16 protein-coding genes are annotated in these 20,427 nt (G+C 71.3%); 7 read left to right on the plus strand and 9 right to left on the minus strand.

All coding sequences use genetic code 11. The features are described 5' to 3' along the window. Nucleotides 1-729: 729 nt before the first annotated feature. From C6376_RS24360 to C6376_RS24375, 4 genes are all read right to left on the minus strand, one after another. Nucleotides 730-3,642 (minus strand): AAA family ATPase, encoded by a 2,913-nt coding sequence (locus tag C6376_RS24360; RefSeq protein WP_159083240.1) that lies wholly within the window; start codon nt 3,640-3,642, stop codon nt 730-732. A 249-nt stretch (nt 3,643-3,891) separates the two neighbouring features. Further along, on the minus strand, nt 3,892-5,307 hold the full coding sequence (locus C6376_RS24365; protein WP_107445387.1) for an acyltransferase: 1,416 nt from the start codon (nt 5,305-5,307) through the stop codon (nt 3,892-3,894). Continuing rightward, nucleotides 5,307-6,527, minus strand: coding sequence for a cytochrome P450 (locus tag C6376_RS24370; RefSeq protein WP_107445388.1), 1,221 nt, complete (start codon nt 6,525-6,527; stop codon nt 5,307-5,309). The genes C6376_RS24365 and C6376_RS24370 overlap by 1 nt, the downstream gene beginning before the upstream one ends. Nucleotides 6,528-6,590: 63 nt before the next feature. After that, on the minus strand, nt 6,591-7,814 hold the full coding sequence (locus C6376_RS24375; protein WP_254076027.1) for a cytochrome P450: 1,224 nt from the start codon (nt 7,812-7,814) through the stop codon (nt 6,591-6,593). Nucleotides 7,815-8,126: 312 nt separating this feature from the next. Between C6376_RS24375 and C6376_RS24380 the strand changes: the two genes are divergently transcribed. From C6376_RS24380 to C6376_RS24395, 4 genes are all read left to right on the plus strand, one after another. Further along, a complete protein-coding gene (locus C6376_RS24380) occupies nt 8,127-8,336 on the plus strand; it encodes a ferredoxin (RefSeq protein ID WP_107445389.1) in 210 nt (69 codons plus the stop codon). Between the two features lie 46 nt (nt 8,337-8,382). Beyond that, nucleotides 8,383-9,630 carry an activator-dependent family glycosyltransferase gene (locus C6376_RS24385; protein WP_107445390.1) on the plus strand — a complete coding sequence of 416 codons (1,248 nt, stop codon included), beginning with the start codon at nt 8,383-8,385 and terminating at the stop codon, nt 9,628-9,630. 81 nt (nt 9,631-9,711) lie between these two features. Beyond that, entirely contained in the window at nt 9,712-10,716 is a 1,005-nt protein-coding gene (gene rfbB, locus C6376_RS24390) for a dTDP-glucose 4,6-dehydratase (RefSeq protein WP_107449153.1), read from the plus strand. Further along, on the plus strand, nt 10,710-11,501 hold the full coding sequence (locus C6376_RS24395; protein WP_107449154.1) for an AfsR/SARP family transcriptional regulator: 792 nt from the start codon (nt 10,710-10,712) through the stop codon (nt 11,499-11,501). Before rfbB ends, C6376_RS24395 begins: the two co-directional genes overlap by 7 nt. A gap of 21 nt (nt 11,502-11,522) precedes the next feature. Here C6376_RS24395 and C6376_RS24400 read toward each other — a convergent pair whose 3' ends face one another. After that, nucleotides 11,523-12,524 (minus strand): NAD(P)-dependent oxidoreductase, encoded by a 1,002-nt coding sequence (locus C6376_RS24400; protein WP_107445391.1) that lies wholly within the window; start codon nt 12,522-12,524, stop codon nt 11,523-11,525. A 186-nt stretch (nt 12,525-12,710) separates the two neighbouring features. Between C6376_RS24400 and C6376_RS24405 the strand changes: the two genes are divergently transcribed. Together C6376_RS24405 and C6376_RS24410 are read left to right on the plus strand one after the other, a co-directional pair. Next, complete coding sequence (locus tag C6376_RS24405; protein ID WP_173985719.1) at nt 12,711-13,319, plus strand: dTDP-4-dehydrorhamnose 3,5-epimerase family protein; 609 nt, start codon at nt 12,711-12,713, stop codon at nt 13,317-13,319. Nucleotides 13,320-13,369: 50 nt separating this feature from the next. Beyond that, on the plus strand, nt 13,370-14,593 hold the full coding sequence (locus tag C6376_RS24410) for a macrolide family glycosyltransferase (RefSeq protein ID WP_107445393.1): 1,224 nt from the start codon (nt 13,370-13,372) through the stop codon (nt 14,591-14,593). Nucleotides 14,594-14,673: 80 nt separating this feature from the next. On the opposite strand, the gene rfbH is transcribed toward C6376_RS24410, so the two are convergent. After that, nucleotides 14,674-15,975 carry a lipopolysaccharide biosynthesis protein RfbH gene (rfbH, locus tag C6376_RS24415; RefSeq protein WP_107445394.1) on the minus strand — a complete coding sequence of 434 codons (1,302 nt, stop codon included), beginning with the start codon at nt 15,973-15,975 and terminating at the stop codon, nt 14,674-14,676. Nucleotides 15,976-16,230: 255 nt separating this feature from the next. On the opposite strand from rfbH, the gene C6376_RS24420 reads away from it, so the two are divergent. Next, nucleotides 16,231-17,610 (plus strand): acyltransferase, encoded by a 1,380-nt coding sequence (locus C6376_RS24420; RefSeq protein ID WP_107445395.1) that lies wholly within the window; start codon nt 16,231-16,233, stop codon nt 17,608-17,610. 117 nt (nt 17,611-17,727) lie between these two features. Here the strand turns inward: C6376_RS24420 and metK are convergent, their stop codons facing one another. The 3 genes from metK to C6376_RS24435 all read right to left on the minus strand — a co-directional run bounded on the left by metK (nt 17,728) and on the right by C6376_RS24435 (nt 20,047). Further along, a complete protein-coding gene (metK, locus tag C6376_RS24425; RefSeq protein ID WP_107445396.1) occupies nt 17,728-18,936 on the minus strand; it encodes a methionine adenosyltransferase in 1,209 nt (402 codons plus the stop codon). 114 nt (nt 18,937-19,050) lie between these two features. Beyond that, the gene (locus C6376_RS24430) at nt 19,051-19,659 is read right to left on the minus strand and encodes a nucleosidase (protein WP_254076028.1); all 609 of its coding nucleotides are present in this window, start codon (nt 19,657-19,659) and stop codon (nt 19,051-19,053) included. 43 nt (nt 19,660-19,702) lie between these two features. Next, a complete protein-coding gene (locus C6376_RS24435) occupies nt 19,703-20,047 on the minus strand; it encodes a DoxX family protein (protein ID WP_107445397.1) in 345 nt (114 codons plus the stop codon). Nucleotides 20,048-20,427 lie beyond the last annotated feature (380 nt).

The raw sequence follows: 20,427 nt of genomic DNA on the forward strand, positions 1-20,427 counted from the left end.
TCCCCCACGCTCGGCTCCGCTCGTGCGGGAGGGGCCCCCGCCGTCGAGTTGTCGCATCACCCGAGTACGTCCGGTACGCGGGCGATGCCCCGCCTCGCGATGCACCGCACCGGACGCCGCGAACTCCGCGGCAGACCTCTCCGGTCACGGCACTAGCGGTGGCCCGGACCGGGAGAAGCCGTTGGCTCAGGACTACGGTGCGCGGCAAAGGAAGCGGTGCGAGTCGGAGGGGCAGTGTGCGGAGAATCCATGGAGTCACCCATACAGAAGATGTGCCGAAAGTTCACTCATAGCCCTTGCAACTTTGAGCTTCAGCAGATCATAGCCAGGGGTATGCCAGCAAGGGGATGTGGAAAGCAAACGCAGTCTTCCGCCGTGCGGGAAGTTGCATAAAGGCCCGCCGGGCAAAGATCGTGGCCTCGAGGGCGGTCGTCCATGGCCTTAACGGGACAGCGTGCGTGGTGAGACGCGTCCCGGACCGGGTGCGGGATTGCGTCCGTGAACATTTGAAGGTGTGACTGCATTCGCGTGCGTGCAATTGCAGGGAATGCCTGCAGCGCCCGACTCCCTCGCCTTGCGGGGAGCCTCGGAAAGCGGGCATTCATCACCCCATTGCGAGGTGGTCTCCTGAATGAACGTCAAATTGCCGTGTTGCGTCATGCGGAACGAAATCCGATGGCGTCCGGCAGGGGTTCGCGTCGCGCCCGGAGTGGTCCGGCGAGCGGTCCGTCACCTTGCGTGTCCGGCGTCATGAAAGTCCTGCGACTCCAGCGAGTCCCGCAGCTCTCGCCGTCCCGTCAGGCCCAGCTTGCGATAGACCGAGGTCAGGTGGACCTCCACCGTTCGACGCGTGACGAACAGCGTCTCGGCGATGTACGCGTTCGACCTTCCGTCGGCCGCGAGGCGAGCAACCTGCGCCTCGCTCTGTGTGAGCGCGCCCGGTCCTCGGGACACGGGACGGCGCGGTCGTGCGCCGGTGGCGAGCAACGCCCGGTGCGCGACCGTGTGGAGGGGCAGGGAACCGATGCCGTACGCCTCCTCCCAGCCCTGACGCAGCACATCTCGGGCGGCCTTCTTGTACCCGAGCCGCTGGAGCGCCTGGCCCCGGGCGACCCGGACCCGGGCCAGCCACAGGGCGGCCCGGGTACCCAGGAGTACCTGCTCGGCCTCCTCCAGGAGGGCCGGCCGCTGGTCGTCGCTCATCGTCGCCGCCCACAGTTCGAGTCCCGAACCCAACGCGCACGGCAGGCCCGCGGACCGGGAGTCGGCGACGGCCCTCTCCGCCAACGCGACGGCCGAAGCGCGGTCGCCCAGGGCGAGATGGGTGCGTCCGGCCCAGTACCACCAGGGCGAGACAGCCGGACTGGTGCGCTGCCAACCCGCCTGCCGGCGGGCGCACTCCTCGAAAAGGATCAGGGCCCGTGTGGGGTCCTCCTTGGCCAGACACAGCCGGCCGCGGGCGCCCACCACCTCGTTCCACTGCCAGGAGTCGTCCGGGACGGGGTCGGGTATCTCCGCCTCCAACAGGGCGGCCTGAGCCAGATCGCCCTGGTCGAGCAGCGTGTGAAGACGCACGGCGAGCGCCAGGGCCTCGAACGGGGTGGCCCGTGCGACGGTCATGCCCGCGAGAGCGGCGGCGCTGGCGTGTGATGCCTGCCCGAGGGCTCCGAGTCGCTGGTGCGCCTCCGCGCTGAGGGCGAGCAGGTTCCGATAGCTCGGGCCGAGCAGGGCGTCGGCCCCGATGACCAGCCTCTGGTAGACCGCGTCGGCCTCGTGCGGAAGGTCCGCGTACAGCAGCCCCGACGCGGCGACGCCGAGGTGGATCGGGGCGTCGGTGGTCGCCGTGCTGCGGCCGATGACGGTGCGGGCGGCGGCGACGGCTTCGGCGACGCGATCCATGCGGGACGCCGAGATGACGGCCCGGGCGGCGAGCAGAGCGCGCTGCTCGGGAGTGTCGCCGGGCAGGGAGAGGTCGAACGAGACGGTCTCGAGCAGTTCGGTGTAGGCAGCCCGGTTGGCGGAGGCCGCGATGAGCAGCTGCGCCTCCATCAGTTGCGGATCGGCCGAACCCGAAGCGGTCGAGGCCGCTTCGGAACGGCAGCGGGCCAGGAGGCCCGCCGCCCGCGCCACCTGGCCTTGTCGGGTGAGCGCCTCGGCGAGCGCGCCGAGAGCCTCGAGCCGCAGTTTCGGCTCGGTCGCCCCGTCCAGCGCAGACGTCAGGTGACGGACGCTGGCCTCGGCGTCGACCCTCATTTCCGCCATGCCGAGTTCGAGGAGCAGGCTCGGGTCGCCCTCCTCCTCGGTGCCCTCGGGCACGCACGCGCGCAGCAGCTCCACCGCTCGCACCGGTGCGGCGCGCAGGACGGCCTCACGGGCGGCGTCGCGCAGGACGGCGGCGGCCCAGGGCTGATGTGCCGTGGACGGCGCGTGGCAGAGGTGCTCGGCCACCTCCGAGGGGCTCGCCCCCTCGTCGTGCAGCAACCGCGCCGCGCGACCGTGCACGGCGTCGCGCTCGGCGTCGGACATGTCACGCAGGACGACGTCGCGCAGCAGGGCGTGGGAGAAGGACCAGCTTCCGTCGCTGTTCGACGTGACGAGCCCGTTGGAGACGAGGGCGAGCAGCGAGCGGGCGAAGACCGGACTGTCCAGCAGGGCGAGGCGGGCGCCGTTCTCCGGGGTGACCCGGTCCCCGAGCACGGCCAGGGCCCGGGCGGCCTGGACGGTGGCCGCGGGGTGCCGGTGCAGCAGGCCCGCCGAGCGCAGGCGGAACGCGTGGATGTCCTGCCCGGGCACGGAGGCGACATGGTCGGCGGTGAGCGGCAGCCGCTCCTCGCGCAGTGCCGTCAGAAGCCGCGTCGCCAGCAGGGGGTTGCCGTTGGTGGCCGCGAGACACGACTCCTGGAAGGCCGCGTCGGTCTCCGTGCCGAGCAGCCGCAGTGTCAGCAGGCCGATTCCCTCTCTCGTCAGGGGGCGTGGTCGCACCAGCCGGCACAGGGGGAGGGCTGCCACGTCGTTGAGGGCCGGCTCGTCGGCGCCATTTCGGCGGGCGAGCGCCATCAGCACAGGCAGACCGGCCAGGCGGCGCGCGGTGTGCGCGAGGAAGCGCAGTGACGCGGTGTCGGCCTCCTCCGCGTCGTCCACGACGATCACCAGCGGGCTCCTGGTCGCAGCGGACCGGACCACCTCGTGCAGTGCGGCGAGTACACCGAAGGACGGGTTCGCGCCGTCGACGTCGTGGCTGGGAAACCCCGGCGACCGCGCGTCCGTGCCGGAGGTGTCAGACGGATGCGCCCATGCGGTCAGGGGCATACGGCCCACCTCCGCGTCGAGGCCGGCCAGCAGGGTGTGGGCAGTGCTCAGGGGCGGCCGCTCACCCTCCTGCCCGGCTGTGGTGTGGACCACGCGCAGATCCTCGGCCCGGGCCCGGGCCACCAGAGCGCGGAGCAGGGTCGTCTTGCCGATGCCGTCCGGGCCTTCGAGCATGACCAGAGCGGGGCCACCGGCCGCGGTGCGCCGCGTGAGCTCGACGAGGAGGGCGAGTTCGCACTCACGCTCCACCGGCTCCGGGCCCGGCTCCACCGGCTCGGGGCCCGGCCCCCTCGGCTGCCGTTCGCAGGAAACGCTCCCGTGCACAGCAGTCATCCACCCTGTACCTCTCTCCCGGAGCGCCGGTGGCGACCGGGATCTGTGCCCACGCCCCGCAGGACCGGCCGTGAAGACCGGCACTGACACGTGGAACCCCTCCCGATGAGCCATCTTCGCTCACACCGGGTCGGCAGAAAGCCCGGATCACCCTTTTCCCCTACCTGCGCCTTCATCCCGTCTGGACCCGTCTGGGACCGTTTGGGCCCCGGACCGGGCCAGGTGCCATGACGGCGCGGCCGGCAGGCGTCATGATCCGACGGATGTTCCGCTGCGGCTGTGCAACCGCTCCCGCCACGGCGCGGTGCCCGCCAGAGCGGCTTCGGCCTCGGGCAGACACAGGTACACGTCACGTCCGGCGTCATCCTCGGGCGTGGGCGCGATGTGCACCGTCGGTACCGGCAGGTCGGGGAACTCGTACCAGAAGGGGCGTCCGGCGCCGAGGTCGATCCGGTACAGCGGGAACTGCGACCAGTTGTTGACCGACAGGGACGTCGTCGACACGTCGGGGGCCCGTACCGACATCACGTGCCGGGACACACCCCTGCGCCGGTAGGAGCCGAGGAAGGCTATCTCGTCGCGGATCTTGTCCTCGGTGTTGCTCTCCAGGCAGCGCCGCACGTCCCTCGCCACGGCTCCCAGCGGTGACTCGCGCAACCGGCCGGCGTCGAGCGAGGTCCAGCTGTTGCTGACGCAGTTGCCCCAGTACGACGACGGCAGGGCGTCGCCCAGCCGGCTCTGTGCGCCGACGATCAGCCCGAGCCACTCCACGGCGTCGGCCGGACGGCCCCGCAGTTCGCTCAGTACCTGCCAAAGGTGCGCGGTGAGCGCGTCGTTCGTCGACACCCACGCGTCCGGTCCGGGCAGGGTCCGCTGGGCCTCGGCCTTGAGCGCGGCCAGTTCCGCCGCACCGAACCGGGTCGTGACGGTCGCGAGCTTGTTGACGCCCACCCGCAGCGTCGTCGTCAGGTGCCGGACCCGGCCCACACCCACGAACGCCCGCGCCTCCAGGGTGGCGGAGTCCGTGGACAGCCGGCCGAGCCCGTCCAGCGCCGCGCGGTCGTGACCGGGTTCCTCCCACGGCAGCCCGAGGTGCTCGCGCGACCAGCTCTCCAGGAAGGCGAGGGTGCTGCCGCCGTCCGCGAGGCTGTGGTTGACGAGCACGCCGAGAACGGAGCCGCCGCCCTCCATCCGGGTCAGCCGTATCTTCAGCAGCGGCGTGTCACGGCCCACCACGCCGAAGGCGCTCACTTCGCGCAACAACTTCCCGATGACCGGCTCGGCGCGCAGACCGTGACCGTACTCGCGCATCGGGTCGGGGCAGAACGCCTCGGTGAACCGGACGCCCGCGTCATTGCAGAGCACGCTCAGTCCGCCGTCCGCGTCCCGCTCCAGACGCCCCGCCAGCAGGGGGTAGCGGCGCAGCGTGCGCGCCAGCGAGTCGCGCAGCGCCGCGCCGTCGAGGGTGCCGCGGTAGAAGAACGTCAGCGGTGTGTACCACGGACCGGTCAGCAGGTCGTAGCCGGTCAGCCGGATCCGTGCGCCGTCGGCCGCACCGGCCCGCACGGTGTGCACGCGCTCCACACGGCTGTCGACAGTGGTGCGGAACGCGGGACGGCCCTTTCCCGCCGCGCGGCGCGCGGAGTCCTTCCGTGCCACGGCCATCAGCTCCAGGACACGAGCAGTCGGTCCACGCCGTAGTGCACGGCCCGGTCGCGCAGCGGTACCTCCTCGGCCGGCGCCGCCAGCCGCAGCGACGGGAAGCGCTCGAACAGGGCGCGCAGTCCGATGCGCAGGCTGGCCCGTGCCAGGTGCTGCCCCAGGCACTGGTGTGCGCCGAAGCCCAGCGCGAGGTGTTTGCGGGGGACGCGGGTGACGTCGAGCCGATCGGGGTCGGTGAAGACCTCGGGGTCGCGGTTGGCGGCGGGCAGCGCCAGGACCACCGTCTGCCCCGCCCTGATCACGGTGTCGCCGATCTCCACGTCCTCCAGCGCGCACCGGCTGGAACCCATCTGGGAGATCGTCAGATACCGCAGCAGTTCGTCCACCGCGCCGGCCTCGTACAGCTCCGGCCGTTCCCGCAGCAGCGCCAGCTGGTCCGGGTTCTCCAGCAGGGCGAAGACACTGAGGGACAGCATGTTCGGCGTGGTGTCGAGCGAGCCGCCCAGCGTGAGGACGGCGAGGTTGACCAGTTCGTCCTCGGTCAGCTCGCCGGTCGCCGCGAGCCGGCCGAAGAAGTCCTGGCCCCGCTCCACCGTCCGCTCCCGCACCATCGGCCGGATGAGCCCGTCCATCGACTCCACGTGGTGGATGAACTCCTCCAGCGTGTACGTGAGGGTCATCAGCGCCGAGAAATGCTCCTGGATGCCGTCCATCAGTTCCGGCGAGACGTCCATCAACGAGCACACCGAGCGCAGGCTGACCTTCTCCGCGAAGCCGGTGACCAGGTCGACGGGGGAGCCTTCGGCGGCCATCTCCGCCAGCGCCCCGTCCACGATCCGCGTCAGCTGCGGCTCGTACTGCTGGATGCGCCGCAGCGTGAAGTGACCCGCCAGCAGCCGCCGGTACTTGGTGTGGTCGGGGGCGTCCATCTTCGCGAACGAGCCCGGCGGGGAGGGCTGCGGCGCGTACTCGGTCATCGGGAACGGCGGAGCGACCACATGCGCCAGCAACTCGTTGCGGTGGCTGAAGCGGTCGTCGGCGAGGATCTGCCGGACCAGGTCGTGCCGGGTCACCAGCCAGCCGGAGGTGTCCTTCGGCGCCACCTCGAAGGTGACCGGGCTGACCGGCTGCTCGGCGCGCAGCCGCGCGTACTCGGCGGGCGGGTCGAACGGGCACCTGCCCCGTTCCGAGGGGATCACGGGCGGGTCGGGCCTGGTCTTCATGGGGTCGCTCCGTCGTGAGAGGGGCCGGGACTGGGGCTTGGGGGAGGGACGGGGGCCGTCGCCTCAGGCGTGGTGCACACGCAGGGGCAGGTGCCGGGCGCCGAAGACGTTGGTCCCGTGCCAGCTGAGCCGCACCGCGGGATCGACGCCGATGCGGGCGTATCGGTCCAGCAGGGCGTCGAGGGCGATCCGGCCCTCGAGCCGGGCCAGCGGCGCCCCGATGCAGTAGTGGATGCCGTGTCCGAAGGCGGCCTGCCGGGCGTTGGAACGGTCCGGGCGGAACGCGTCAGCGTCCTCGAAGACCCGTTCGTCGCGGTTGGCGGACAGCAGCCACAGATGAACCAGGGTGTCGGGTCCGACGTCCGTCCCGGCGACGGTGGCCGCGGTCGTGGTGACCCGCTCGATCCGGGTGAACGGCGGGCGCAGCCGCAGCGTCTCCTCGATCACCGCCGGTATCAGCGAACGGTCCGCACGCACCCGTTCCAGCAGCTCCGGATCGCGGTCCAGGCACAGCAGCGCGTTGCCGACGAGCACCGACGTGGTGATGTGCCCGGCGAGCAGCAGCAGCGTCGCGAAACTCGCGATGTCCTCGTCCTCCAGCCGCTCGCCGTCGAGTTCGGCCCCGACCAGGGTGCTCAGCAGATCGCCGCTCGGCTCCTTGCGCCGGGCCTCGATGAAGCCCTGGAGATAGGCGGAGATGGTGACCGCGGTCTCCTCCATCCGGCGCACGCTCTCGGGATCGTCCGGATCGGTGGACAGCAGTTGGTCCGCCCAGCTCTGGAACCTGTCGCGGTCCTCGGTCGGGACACCCAGCATGCGCGCGATGACCGTCACCGGCAGCGGGTTGGCCAGGACGTCCACGAGATCGAAGGCGTTCTCAGGTGCGGCGTCCAGCAGTTGCCCGGTGAGTTCGGTGATCCACGGCTCGAGGCCGGTGATCAGGCCCGGGGTGAACGCCCGGCTGACGAGGCGGCGCATCTTGCCGTGCAGCGGCGGGTCCAGGAGCAGCAGCGTGCCGCGCGGGGCCTGCTTCTCACCGCCCGACAGCCGGCCCACCGTGTCCGAGGAGAACGTCGCCGTGTCGGCGAGAATCCGCTGCACGTCCGCGTGGCGGAACACGTGCACATGACCGCTGCCGTCCCGCCACACCGGCTGCTCCTCGCGCATCCGCGCCGCCCAGGCCAGCAACGTGACGCCGCCGTCGGGCTCGACGGACGGCGGGCGTTCGAGCCGGAACCCGACCCCGGGTGTCGAATCGAGCGCGTCCGAGGTGCCTTGCTGCGCCACCCGGATTCCCCTTTCGCAGATGTCGTACGACGGTCGCGCGGGCCTCGTACGCCCGTCGGCGCGCTGCCCGATCGCCCGGCCACTCCAGCACGGCGGTGACGGACCGGGCCAGAGCGAGCCGCGCAGTCTAGGGATTCACCGCGTACCGGTCTTCACGGCCGCGTGCCTCCTGGCTCCCGCGTCCTCCGCCACGGCCGAATCTCTGGAGGAAACCCCAGACAGCGGTCCGTGCCCGGTCGATCCCCCGCACCACGCCGCAAGATGGGCTCGCCCAGGCAACCCATCGGATCGGCGAGCGCGCAGGAGGCCCGCATGGACATCGCGATCGATCACGACAAGTGCATCGGCGCCGGACAGTGCGCGTTCATCGCTCCCGAGGTCTTCGACCAGGACGACGACGGATCGGCCCTGCTGCTGGTCGACCGACCTGCGGCCGGACAGGTCTCCGCCGTGCGGGAGGCCGCCGAGTCCTGCCCGATGAGCGCCATCTCAGTGGCGGAGGACGGGGAGCGAACGGCCTGAGCGCCGCCCCGGGCCACCCGCACGGAACCGATGAGGAGAGGAACCCATGCGCGTCCTGTTCGCCGGCCTGCCGGAGAAGTCGCACGTCTTCACGATGGTGCCGCTGGCCTGGGCCCTGACGGCCGCTGGGCACGAGGTGCTGATGGCCAACGCGCCGTCACTGAACGAGACGGTCACCGGCACCGGGCTGGTGGCCGCACCGATCGGCACGGACCACCACCTCCACCACGACATGGCCATGGCCCGTGAGTCACAGGACGCGGACGTGGCGAACTGGAGCCGCCTCGGATACGGCGACGTCGACCACGCGAGCCTGGTCGAGCGGTACGCCGTCAGCGTCCCGTACGGGTTCGCCCGCTACAACGATCCGATCCTCGACGACCTCGTCGCACTCGCGCGGGACTGGCGGCCCGATCTCGTGGTGCACGACCCGATCGCCTACGCGGGCGGCATCGCCGCGCGGGCCTGCGGCGCCGCACACGCGCGCCTGCTGTGGTCCGCGGACGTCTACGGCCAGGCCCGCGCCACGTTCGTCGAGCTGGCCCGGGACGTGCCCGAGGACCGGCGTGCCGACCCGCTGGCCGACTGGATCGACGAACGCGGACGCGCCTACGGGGTGCGGTGCGACGAAGAACTGCTCAACGGGCACTTCACCCTCGACACCCTGCCGCCGAGCCTGCGCCCGCCGAGCGAACTGCACCAGGTCTCGATGCGGTACGTCCCCCACAACGGCCCCGCGGTGCAGTGGGAATGGCTGCGCGAGAAGCCCAAAAGGCCCCGCGTCTGCGTCACTCTGGGCCGCACCAACACCGAGGCCTACGGCGGGGACTACGTCGACGTCGCGAACCTGCTGCGCGCCCTGTCACGGCTGGATGCCGAGATCGTCGCGGCCCTCATGCCCGAACAGGCCGAGGAACTCGACGACCTGCCCACAAACGTCCTGGCCGTCAGCGAAGTGGCGCTCAGCACGCTGCTGCCGACGTGTTCCGCCGTGGTCCACCACGGAGGCTGGGGCTCGTTCTCCACCGCTCTCGTCAACGCGGTGCCGCAGCTCGCGATGTCCACCCTCGTCGCCGACCAGGAACTGCGCGGCCGGTCCCTGGAGGACGCCGGCGCCGGATTCTTCCTGCATCACACCGATGCCGACCCCGACCGGGTCACGGACCTCACCGGACGGCTCCTGGAGGACCCCTCCCACGCCGCCGCCGCCCGCAGGCTGCGCGACGAGTCCGCAGCCATGCCCACCCCGCACGCCATCGTCCCGGAACTCGAACGTCTCGCCGCGGCCCGCTGACAGGTCCGCGAGCCCGCACGCACACCCACGAGGAAGGAGGACGGCGCAGGCCGGGCACTCCCGGTGACGCGCCGCACCCAGATGAGTCAGACGCGCATCCTGGTGACCGGCGGTGCCGGCTTCATCGGTTCCCACTACGTCCGGACCCTGCTCGGCCCCCTCGGCCCCGACGACGTCACCGTCACCGTCCTCGACGCCTTCACCTACGCGGCCAACCTGGCCAACCTCGACCCGGTGGCGGACTCCGACCGCTACCGGCTCGTCGTCGGCGACATCTGCGACGACGGCCTGGCGGACCGGCTGATGGCCGAGCACGACCAGGTGGTGCACTTCGCCGCCGAGTCCCACGTCGACCGTTCCCTGGCCAGCGCCACCGAGTTCGTGCGCTCCAACGTCCTGGGTACCCAGACCCTGCTGGACGCCGCCCTGCGGCACGGCGTCGGCCGGTTCGTGCACATCTCCACCGACGAGGTCTACGGCTCCATCGCCGAGGGCTCCTGCTCCGAGGAGCAGCCGCTGCACCCCAACTCGCCGTACGCCGCCTCCAAGGCGTCCAGTGACCTGATCGCCCTCGCCTACCACCGTTCCCACGGCCTGGACGTCCGGGTCACCCGGTGCTCGAACAACTACGGACACCATCAGTTCCCCGAGAAGATCATCCCCCTGTTCGTCACCCGCCTGCTCGCGGGAAAGACGGTCCCGCTCTACGGCGACGGCCTGAACGTGCGCGACTGGCTGCACGTCGACGACCACATCCGCGCCGTCGAGCTGGTCCGCACCCGAGGCCGTGCCGGCGAGGTCTACAACATCGGCGGCGGCACCGAACTCGACAACCGCGGTCTGACCGGACTCCTCCTCGAAGCCTGCGGCGCCGACTGGGACAGCGTGGAGTACGTCACCGACCGCAAGGGCCACGACCGCCGCTACTCCGTGGACTGGCGCAAGGCCCATGTCGAGCTCGGCTACAAGCCTCGGACGGACTTCGCCGAGGGCCTCGCGGAAACCGTCGCCTGGTACCGGGACAACCCCGGGGTATGGGGCCGGGCCGTCCGCCCCGACCCGACGACGGGAGCCGCGGCGTGCTGACCTGGCGCACTCTGGGTCCGCTGCGGGTCTCGGCCGACGGCCGGGACGTCACCCCGACGGCGCCGAAGGTCCGCCAGGTGCTGGCCCTGTTGCTCGCCCGGCACGACACGGTCGTCCCGCTGGCCGCGCTGACATCGGAACTGTGGGCGGGGCGCCCGCCGCGCAGCGCCACCGCCACCGTGCAGACGTACGCGTACCAGTTGCGCAAGGCGCTGCACGGCGACGAGGACCCCGGGCCGGTCGAGAGCGGCCCGCTCGTCACCCACGCCCACGGATACCTGCTGCGGGTCCGACCCGGCGCATGCGACGCGGAGGCGTTCGCACAGCTCACCGGCCGGGCCCGGACGGCACTCGCCGACGGCGACCCGGCCGGCGCCGTCGTGCTGCTCGACCAGGCCCTGCTGCTGTGGGACGGACCGCCGTTCGCGGACGTCGCGCCCGGACCGGCACTGCACGGGCACGTCCTGCGGCTGAACGAACTCCACCTTCAGGCCGAGGAACTGCGCATCACCGCCGGCCTGCACCTGGGCCGACACCGCGACCTCGTCGGCGAGTTGAAGGAACTCGCCTGCGCGCACCCGCTGCACGAGTGGTTCCAGGGCTCGCTCATCATCGCCCTGGAACGGTGCGGCAGGCGGAGCGAGGCGCTCGACGTCTACCGGCGGCTGAGCACGCACCTGCGGGACGAGCTGGGACTGGATCCCTCACCGGGCCTGCAGCGTCTGCGCCAGCATGTGCTGACCGATCGGGTCAGCACGGCCGATCTGGACCTGCTGCCCGGCTGACGCCGGCGCCGGGTCGGCTCCTCAACGGCCGACCGACCCGTCCTGCTGCCCCGCCGCGGCACGCCACAGGTCCTGCACCATGTCGTGGGGCGTGCGTCGCGGCCGCCACCCGAGGACAGCGCGCGCGGCCGACACGTCCACGGCCATCCAGTCGGCGTCCTTGAGCGATCGCGACTGCGTCACGGGACGCTCCACGAGCCGGGCCCGGCGGCCGCTGATGGAGATCAGCAGGTCCACCATGTCCCGGACGGGCTGCGAGACGCCGCTCGCGACGTTCACCACGCGCCCGGTGGCGCCGGGGGAGCGCAGCGCGGCGACGACGGCCCGGGACACGTCCTGCGCGTCGACGAAGTCACGGCTGCTGCGCAGCGGCGACACCCGCACCTCGGCCGTACGTCCCTCGGCTGTTCCCTCGAGCAGTTGCGTGGCCACCTGCCCGAGCAGACTCCCGCGCGGAGTGCCGGCGCCGATGACGTTCGACAGCCGCAGCACCACCGCGTCCGCCGCGCCGGTCCCGACGGCCCGCAGCACCGCACGCGTGCCGTGCAGCTTCGACCGTCCGTAGCCGGTGACCGGTTCCTCCGGGGAGGACTCCGTGAGCCACACCCCCCGGGGCTGCGGGCTGTACTCGTGCACCGAGCCCAGCTGTACCAGCCGCGGCCTGGGGCCGGCGGCCGCCAGCGCCGCGAGGAGCCGCTCCACCAGCAACTCGTTGCTGTGGCGCATCCGGTCGGCGGTGGGCGACCACACCTCTCCGGCGGCGTTCACCACGGCGACGGGGTGCGCCTCGTCGATCAGCTCGACCAGCGCCCGGGGCTCGGCACCGGCCAGATCCATGGGGTGGAAGCGCCAGGACGCCGGGGTCTTGCGGGGGTGGCGGGCGACGGCGATAACCTCGTAACCGGCCCGCTCCAGGGCGATCCCCACATGACGGCCGACGAATCCCGTCGCGCCGAGCACCAGCACGCGGCCCGAGCTCCCGTCCGCACCGTCCGGCCGCCCCAGCGCACCGACCTCCGGCATTGCCGTCTCTCCTCCCGGTGCCGCGCGCTGCACGCCGGTCACCGTCGCTGCCCCGCCAGGTCGCGGGTCTGACGACACCACTCAAGCAGCCGACGATCGAGGATCACTCCAGGCCGCGTCGACCTGAGCCGTTCCTCGCCGATTCTCGATCGGCCCTCGATCCCCGCACCCTACGGTGTAGTCACCATGAAGGTTCGAGAGATGGCCGTGCCGGACGCCTACCACATCACGCCGCATCAGTTCCGTGACGAACGCGGCAGTTTCTACGAGTCGTTCCGGTGCGACCGGCTGGCCGACGAGATCGGCCGTCCGGTGCCCGTGGCTCAGGTGAACTACTCCGTCTCGCGCCGCAGCACCCTGCGCGGGCTGCACGGCACACTGCTGTCGTCCGGGCAGGCCAAAGTGGTGTGCGTGGTGCGCGGCGCCGTCCTCGACATCGTCGTGGATCTGAGGGTCGGCTCCCCCACGTGGGGGGTGCACGAGGCGAACTGGCTGTCCGCGGAGTCGGGCGAGACGCTGTTCGTCGCCGAGGGGCTGATGCACGGGTTCCTCGCGCTCACCGACGACACCTGTGTGTCGTATCTGTGTTCCACCGAGTTCGTGCCCGGAACGCAGGTGGACGTCGACCCTCTCGACCCTGATCTCGCCCTGCCCTGGAGCCTGTCGGAGACCCCGTTGATGTCGGTGAAGGACTCGGCGGCGATCTCCGTGGCCGAGGCCCGGGACACCGGGCTCCTGGCCCCCTACGAGGACTGCCTGACGTACTACGAGGCGCTCCGGGCGGATGCCCGCTGAACCACCTCCTCGGCCCTTCCCGGGCCGTCAGACACCCTTCCGGAGAGCCGATGACGCCCGGCGCCCCCACGCCCGCCCGCCACTACGCCCTGCTGCTGTTCGCCGACTTCGGCCACATCGCCCCCACGCTGGGAGTGGCCCGTGAACTCCTCGCCCGCGGCCACCGCGTCACCTACGTCGTGGACGAGCGGTTCGGACCGCTCGTGGAGGACTGCGGCGCCCGCGCCGTCACCTACGTCTCCGCGCGCGGCGACTTCTACCGCGCCGCCGACCCCAGCCCGGACCGGCTCGCCCGTGACGGCTACGACCTCCTCGTCGACACCGTGCGCACCGTCTTCCCCGCCGCACTGGAGGCCCTGGCAGCCGATCCGCCCGACGTGGTGCTCTACGACTTCGAGACGGTCGCCGCCGGCCGTGTGGCCGCGCGTGTCCTGGACGCGGTGCCGGTCCAGGTCTGCCCCAGTCACGCCGCCAACGAGACCTTCTCCCTGCGCGCCCAGATGTGGGACCCCGGGCATCCGCTGATGGCCGAGGGGGCCAGTGTGCTCATCGGCTTCATGGGCGAACACGGCATCGGACTGGACGAGATGGGCCGGTACGGCACCGAGTGGGACACCCACAACCTGGTCTTCCTGCCGCGCGCCTTCCAGATCGAGGGGGACGGCTTCGACGACCGGTTCGCTTTCGTGGGCCCCGTCTTCACCGAGCCCGAACCAGGCCTCTGGTCGCCGCCGGACGAGGGGCGCCGCGTCGCCCTGGTGTCACTGGGTACGGAGTCGGGGGACCGGGGCGACTTCTTCCGCCTGTGCGCCGAGGCTTTCTCGCCGACCGAGTGGCATGTCGTCATGACGCTGGGCCGCGACAGCGACCCCGGGCTCCTCGGGTCGCTGCCGGCGCACGTCGAGGCGCACCCCTGGCTGCCGCACCCCGCAGTGCTGCCGCACGCCGACGTGTTCGTGTGCCACGCGGGCATGGGCAGCATCATGGAGTCCCTGTTCTACGGCACGCCCGTGGTGGCGCTTCCCCGCGCGCACGAACTGGCGCTGAGCGCAGAGCGGCTGCAGGAGCGGGGGGTCGGACGAGCCCTGGCCCGGACCGGTCTGACCGCGGGGCGTCTCGCCGGCACGGTGGGGGAGTTGCTCGCCGATCCCGGCGGACCCGCGGCCCTCGCCTCGATGCAGGAGGCAGTCCGCACGGCAGGGGGCGCCGCCCGCGCCGCCGACCTGCTGCAGACGTGGGCGGCGCGGGTGCCGGCGACGCCCACGCGCGGCTGAGCGGTCCGTCGGCACACGAAACGGGGTGGGTCCCGGCGACCTCGGGCGGCCGGGACCCACCCCGTGGACGTGTCGCGGGGTCAGTGCGGCAGGGTCACGTACTCGAGCACCGTGTTGATGCTGTGGTCGATCATCTCGTCGGTCAGGCCCGGGTACACACCGATCCAGAACGTCCGCTCGGTCGTGATGTCGCTGTTGGTGAGCGGTCCGCTGACCCGGAACTCCTGGCCTTCGTAGGCCGGGTGACGGGTCAGGTTGCCCGCGAAGAAGCGGCGGGTGGCGACCATACTGGACTCCAGGTGGTCGATCAGGGCGCCGGGCTGGAACGGCGCGCCCGGCTGCACGGTGATGGCGAAACCGAACCAGCTCGGGTCGCTGCCCGGCGTGGCATCGGGAAGCAGCAGGTGCGGCAGCCCGTCCAGGCCCTCCCGCAGCCGGGCCCAGTTGTGGCGTCGGGCCTTGCCGAACTCGTCTATGCGGCTGAGCTGTTGCAGCCCGAGCGCCGCGGAGACATCCGTCGACTTCAGGTTGTAGCCCACGTGGGAGAAGATGTACTTGTGGTCGTAGCCCTCCGGCAGCGAACCCATCTGGTGCTCGAACCGCTTGAAGCAGCGGTTGTCCTCACCCGGCTCGCACCAGCAGTCGCGGCCCCAGTCGCGCATCGATTCCACGATCCGTGCCAGGACCAGGTTGTCCGTCACCACGCAACCGCCCTCGCCCATCGTGATGTGGTGGGCGGGATAGAAGCTCTCGGTCGCCAGGTCCCCGAAGGTTCCGGTCAGCTGTCCCTCGTAGGTGCTGCCCAAAGCGTCGCAGTTGTCCTCGATGAGGAACAGGCCACGATCCTCCGCCAGTTGGGCGATCTCACGCACCTGGAAGGGGTTGCCCAGCGCATGGGCCATCATGATCGCGCGGGTGCGCGGGCCGATGGCCTGCTCGACCCGCTCCAGCGAGGCGTTGTAGGTACCCAGCTCCACGTCGACGAAGACCGGCACCATGCCGTTCTGCAGGATCGGGTTGACCGTCGTGGGAAACCCGGCGGCCACCGTGATCACCTCGTCACCGCGCTTCAGGCGGTCCACGCCCAGCTGCGGCGAGGTGAGGCTGCTGAGCGCCAGCAGATTGGCCGACGAGCCGGAGTTGGTCAGATGCGCCTTGCGCAGCCCGAAGTACTTCGCCAGCGAACGTTCCAGCCTGCGCGAGCTGACCCCGGCCGCGATGCGCATGTCGAGCGCCGCTTCCACCAGCGCCACCCGGTCGTCCTCGGTGAGCACCGCACCGGACGCGAGCACCGGTGTGATGCCCGGCACGAACCCCGAGGAGAGGGTGGAGCGGTGGTACTCCCGTACCAGGTCGAGGATCTCGGTCTTGTCGTTCCCCACGGCTGATGGCCTCCTGTATGTGCCGGTGGGGACGAGACGTACTCGCCGGCTCGCAGTCGAAGCGAGTCCCCACGCCCGTATCGTTCGATCGGGGGAACCCCAGACCAGCACGCGCGCCCACTCGCGGGCCAGCCACGCCGGACGATTCTAGGGATCCACCAAGAGCATGGGGTCTAGGGATTTCATCGTCAGGAACCCGGCACTCTGAAGTGCCAAGCCCGCGTGGGCCTTTCGCCCCTGTCTGGAGACGCACCCATGAAGCACGGCCGCCCGCCGGGCAAGCCCGGGCAGATCGTCGTCCTGCGCGCGGGAGGGACGTCCGGCGAGCGGGTCCGGCTGGGCGTTCACGACCTGCTGAACGGCACTTTCGCCACACCGCGCACCTTCTTCTACCGGCGGACCCTGGACTCCGACGCCCTGGCCGACTCGCTGCGCCGCACACTGGCGCACCATCCGCTGCTCACGGGACGCCTCGAACGCGACACGGACGGCGGCCTCAGCGTGGTGTGCAACGACGCCGGAGCGATGTTCGCCGTCACCCACTCCGACCAGGTCATGCCGGACTACGGGCCGGACCGCTCCGCCAAGCGGGACCTGCGCCGGTACATCCACTCCGTCAACGCCTTCCGCGTCGTCGGGCACGACACACCGCTGCTCACGGTCAAGGTCACCCATATGCGAGGGGGCGGCTCCGTCCTCGGCGTCGCCGTCAACCACAGCGTGGTCGACGGCAGCGGCTACCTCGACTTCCTGCGCCACTGGTCGCGCACACACGCCGGACTGGACGGTTCCGCGCCGCCGTACGACCGCGCGCTGCTGGACGGCCTGGCCGCCGAGGCGTGTCCCGCACCGGACGACCCGCAGTACCAGGTCGTCACCGGACGTCAGAAGTTCGGGTTCATCTGGAGGGTCAACTCCCGTGCGTGGAAGGTGCGCACCGTCACCGTCCGACTGACCGCGGCGGAGGTCCTCGCCCTGCGCGCGGCCGCGCGCGCCGGACAGGACCGCGATCTGCCTCCTGCCTCCAGCGCGGTCGCGCTGGGGGCACACCTGTGGCGGGTCCTCGGCGCGCTCCGTGACCGGGAGCCCGGCGCCGAGGAGCGCCTGGGGATCGTGGTCGGACTGCGGACCGTGCTGAAGGACCGCCTTCCGCACGGCTACGGGGGCAACGCGGTGTCCAACACCACGGCCGTGCTGGCGGCCCGTGAGCTGCGCGAAGAGCCCCTCGCCCACACCGTCGCCGCGGTACGCGCCGCGGTGGAGCGTGTCACGCCCGTCCGGGTGCGCCAGGAGGCCGCCTTCCTGGAGGCGCAGCGGCAGGCAGGGCGCTCGGGCCGTGTCATGAGCCGTATGTCACTGGACGCGTTCGAGGGCACGGTCGCCCTGAACGACTCCGGCAGGTTGCCGGTGTACACGCTGGAGTTCGGCGCCGGACGGCCGTTCTGGTTCGAGTTCCCGGCAAGCCCCATCCCCTGGACGGCACTCGTCACGCCCACCCCCGACGACGACCACAGCCGCGACGTCCACCTGAGTGTTCCCCGTGAAGCCGCCGACGCCCTGCGAAGCCCGCAGTGGGCCGAACGTCTGCGCGGCGCCGCCGACGGTCCTGGCGGCCTCCGACCGGGCGGCCCCTGATCGCGGCTCCCGTCCTGAACCGCCCCACGAGGGAGAGGGTCAGCCGGGTCCGCAGGGGGAAGGACCTGCGGAAACCGGCTCCGGCGGTGCCGGCAGGCCCTCCCCCCTGTTACGTCCTCACAGGCCGGCGGCCTTGCGCAGTGCGTCCACGCGGTCGGTGCGCTCCCACGTGAAGTCGGGCAGCTCGCGGCCGAAGTGGCCGTACGCGGCGGTCTGGGCGTAGATCGGGCGCAGCAGGTCGAGATCGCGGATGATCGCGGCCGGGCGGAGGTCGAAGACGTCGTCGATGGCCTTCTCGATCTTCTCGACGTCGACCTTGGCGGTGCCGAAGGTCTCGACGAACAGGCCGACCGGCTCGGCCTTGCCGATCGCGTAGGCGACCTGGACCTCGCAGCGGGCCGCCAGACCCGCCGCCACCACGTTCTTCGCCACCCAGCGCATCGCGTACGCGGCCGAACGGTCGACCTTGGACGGGTCCTTGCCCGAGAAGGCGCCACCGCCGTGACGGGCGAAGCCGCCGTAGGTGTCAATGATGATCTTGCGGCCGGTGAGGCCGGCGTCGCCCATCGGGCCGCCGATCTCGAAGCGGCCGGTCGGGTTCACCAGCAGACGGTAGTTGTCGGTGTCGAGCTTGATGCCGTCGTCCAGGAGCGCCTTCAGCTCCGGCTCCACGACGAACTCACGGATGTCGGGAGCGAGCAGCGACTCCAGGTCGATGTCCGAGGCGTGCTGCGAGGACACGACCACGGTGTCCAGCCGGACCGCCTTGTCGCCGTCGTACTCGATGGTGACCTGGGTCTTGCCGTCCGGACGCAGGTAGGGGATGGTCCCGTTCTTGCGGACGTCCGACAGCCGCTTCGACAGCCGGTGCGCCAGGAAGATCGGCAGCGGCATCAGGGTCGGCGTCTCGTCGGACGCGTAGCCGAACATCAGGCCCTGGTCACCGGCGCCCTGACGGTCCAGCTCGTCCTCGTCGCCCTCGACCCGGGACTCGTACGCCGTGTCCACGCCCTGGGCGATGTCCGCGGACTGCGCGCCGATGGACACCGAGACACCACAGGACGCGCCGTCGAAGCCCTTCTTGGAGGAGTCGTAGCCGATCTCGAGGATCTTGTCGCGCACCAGCTGGGGGATCGGCGCGTAGGCCTTGGTGGTGACCTCGCCGGCCACGTGCACCAGACCGGTCGTGATCAGGGTCTCGACGGCGACCCGGGAGGCCGGGTCCTCACGCAGCAACGCGTCGAGGATGGTGTCGCTGATCTGGTCAGCGATCTTGTCGGGGTGACCCTCGGTCACAGACTCCGAAGTGAACAGGCGACGAGGCATGATTCTCCTGGGGTACCGCGGCGCCCCCCGACGGGACACCGCACAGAACGGACGGTTCGGGTCGCGGCGCCTGCCGGTGTGGTTCAGATCAGGTGCAGGCGCCTGCTGGGCGGTTCAGATCAGATGCCGGCGCGTCCACTCGGCCAGGACTCCGGAGGCCACCGATGCCGCCTCGGGCCAGGCCCGCTCGGCGGACTCGTCGGCCTGGTCGCTGACGTACTTCACGATCCGCACCGGCAGGCCGAACCGCTCGGCCACGGCGGCGATCGCGTAGCCCTCCATGTCGACCAGGTCGGCCCGCTCGGCCAGCAGCGCGCGGGTGCGGCCGTCGGCGACGAAGGAGTCACCGGTCGCCAGGGTGGGCCCGGGTTCGGGCCGTACGGTCAGTGGGGCGCCGTAGCGGGACCCGCCGAGCCGGTGGAGCACATCGTCCGGCAGGTCGTGCTGGATGACTCGGGACACCTCGACGACACCGCTCAGCGAGCCGCTGAGCGACCCGGCCGTACCGAGGTTGACGATCTCCCGTGGACGTGCCGACGACAGTACCCACGCAAGCTCCACGGTGGCCCGCACCTTCCCCATTCCGGTGATCAGCACGGGAAGGGAGTCGTCGAAGTGCGCCGCCTCCGCCTCGGCCGCCGTCACGATCAACGGAAGGTCGGGACGGATGCGGCCTCGGAGGCGAGCCGTGAAGGCGGCTTCGGGTGGGGCGGGGAGCAGCACGGGATTCCTGTTCGGGAGGGGCGCCGGTCGAGGTGGACCGGTGTCAGGTGTTCCGGACGGTCAGCAGTGTGGCCAGCAGCGCCATCACGGCCAGAGCGCCCGGCGCGATGAGCCCCTTGCGGTCGTTCGCCCGGAGATGGAAGACCGCCGCGCCGCAGAAGTACAGGAACACCCCCGCGCCGGCGGCGATCCCCAGCGGCCGGTAGGCCAGCCCGAGAAGCAGTCCCGAGGCCCCGGCGATCTCCACCGAGGCCAGCCGGGGCAGCCACGGGTCGGGCACGCCCACTGCGCGCATCGCGGCGACCATGGACTCCCGTCGTCGCAACTTGCCCAGCGCCGAGACCAGGAGGACCAGCGACAGGACGATGATGAAGGACGCGTAGTTCATGGACACGGGTCTCCGGTGGACGAGGCGGCGAGGGGCGTGCGGTGACGGCCGCCCCCATGTTTGCCGTGATCGGCCCAGGAGATCCCTAGTGCTGGATTCCGCGTTCTGCGGGTACACGGGCTGCCGGCGGGGTAGTTCGGGTGCTCGGGCGGGCGTCGGACGACGGTGCGACGAGCACGGCCGGGCGAGATCGGGACACCGTGCCGTCGTTCGCCGGTGACGGCCGGTCGTGCCCGGCCGCTGAATACGACGGCGATATGCGGGCATCCGATGAGGAAGTCCGCGCGAGAGCGTATGCCCGCCCCGAGACCGGAAGGATTGATCGCGGATGTGCCTCCTGTGAGCCCGCTCACGGTGGCATACTCCAATGAGACTCATGT

Source organism: Streptomyces sp. P3, from assembly GCF_003032475.1.
GTDB lineage: Bacteria > Actinomycetota > Actinomycetes > Streptomycetales > Streptomycetaceae > Streptomyces.

Excerpts from the sequence above, each read along its gene's own strand:
- C6376_RS24360 (WP_159083240.1), bottom strand. The coding sequence starts at position 3,642 with ATGACTGCTGTGCACGGGAGCGTTTCCTGCGAACGGCAGCCGAGGGGG.
- C6376_RS24365 (WP_107445387.1), bottom strand. The coding sequence starts at position 5,307 with ATGGCCGTGGCACGGAAGGACTCCGCGCGCCGCGCGGCGGGAAAGGGC.
- C6376_RS24370 (WP_107445388.1), bottom strand. The coding sequence starts at position 6,527 with ATGAAGACCAGGCCCGACCCGCCCGTGATCCCCTCGGAACGGGGCAGG.
- C6376_RS24380 (WP_107445389.1), top strand. The coding sequence starts at position 8,127 with ATGGACATCGCGATCGATCACGACAAGTGCATCGGCGCCGGACAGTGC.
- C6376_RS24385 (WP_107445390.1), top strand. The coding sequence starts at position 8,383 with ATGCGCGTCCTGTTCGCCGGCCTGCCGGAGAAGTCGCACGTCTTCACG.
- rfbB (WP_107449153.1), top strand. The coding sequence starts at position 9,712 with ATGAGTCAGACGCGCATCCTGGTGACCGGCGGTGCCGGCTTCATCGGT.
- C6376_RS24400 (WP_107445391.1), bottom strand. The coding sequence starts at position 12,524 with ATGCCGGAGGTCGGTGCGCTGGGGCGGCCGGACGGTGCGGACGGGAGC.
- C6376_RS24405 (WP_173985719.1), top strand. The coding sequence starts at position 12,711 with ATGAAGGTTCGAGAGATGGCCGTGCCGGACGCCTACCACATCACGCCG.
- C6376_RS24410 (WP_107445393.1), top strand. The coding sequence starts at position 13,370 with ATGACGCCCGGCGCCCCCACGCCCGCCCGCCACTACGCCCTGCTGCTG.
- C6376_RS24420 (WP_107445395.1), top strand. The coding sequence starts at position 16,231 with ATGAAGCACGGCCGCCCGCCGGGCAAGCCCGGGCAGATCGTCGTCCTG.
- metK (WP_107445396.1), bottom strand. The coding sequence starts at position 18,936 with ATGCCTCGTCGCCTGTTCACTTCGGAGTCTGTGACCGAGGGTCACCCC.
- C6376_RS24435 (WP_107445397.1), bottom strand. The coding sequence starts at position 20,047 with ATGAACTACGCGTCCTTCATCATCGTCCTGTCGCTGGTCCTCCTGGTC.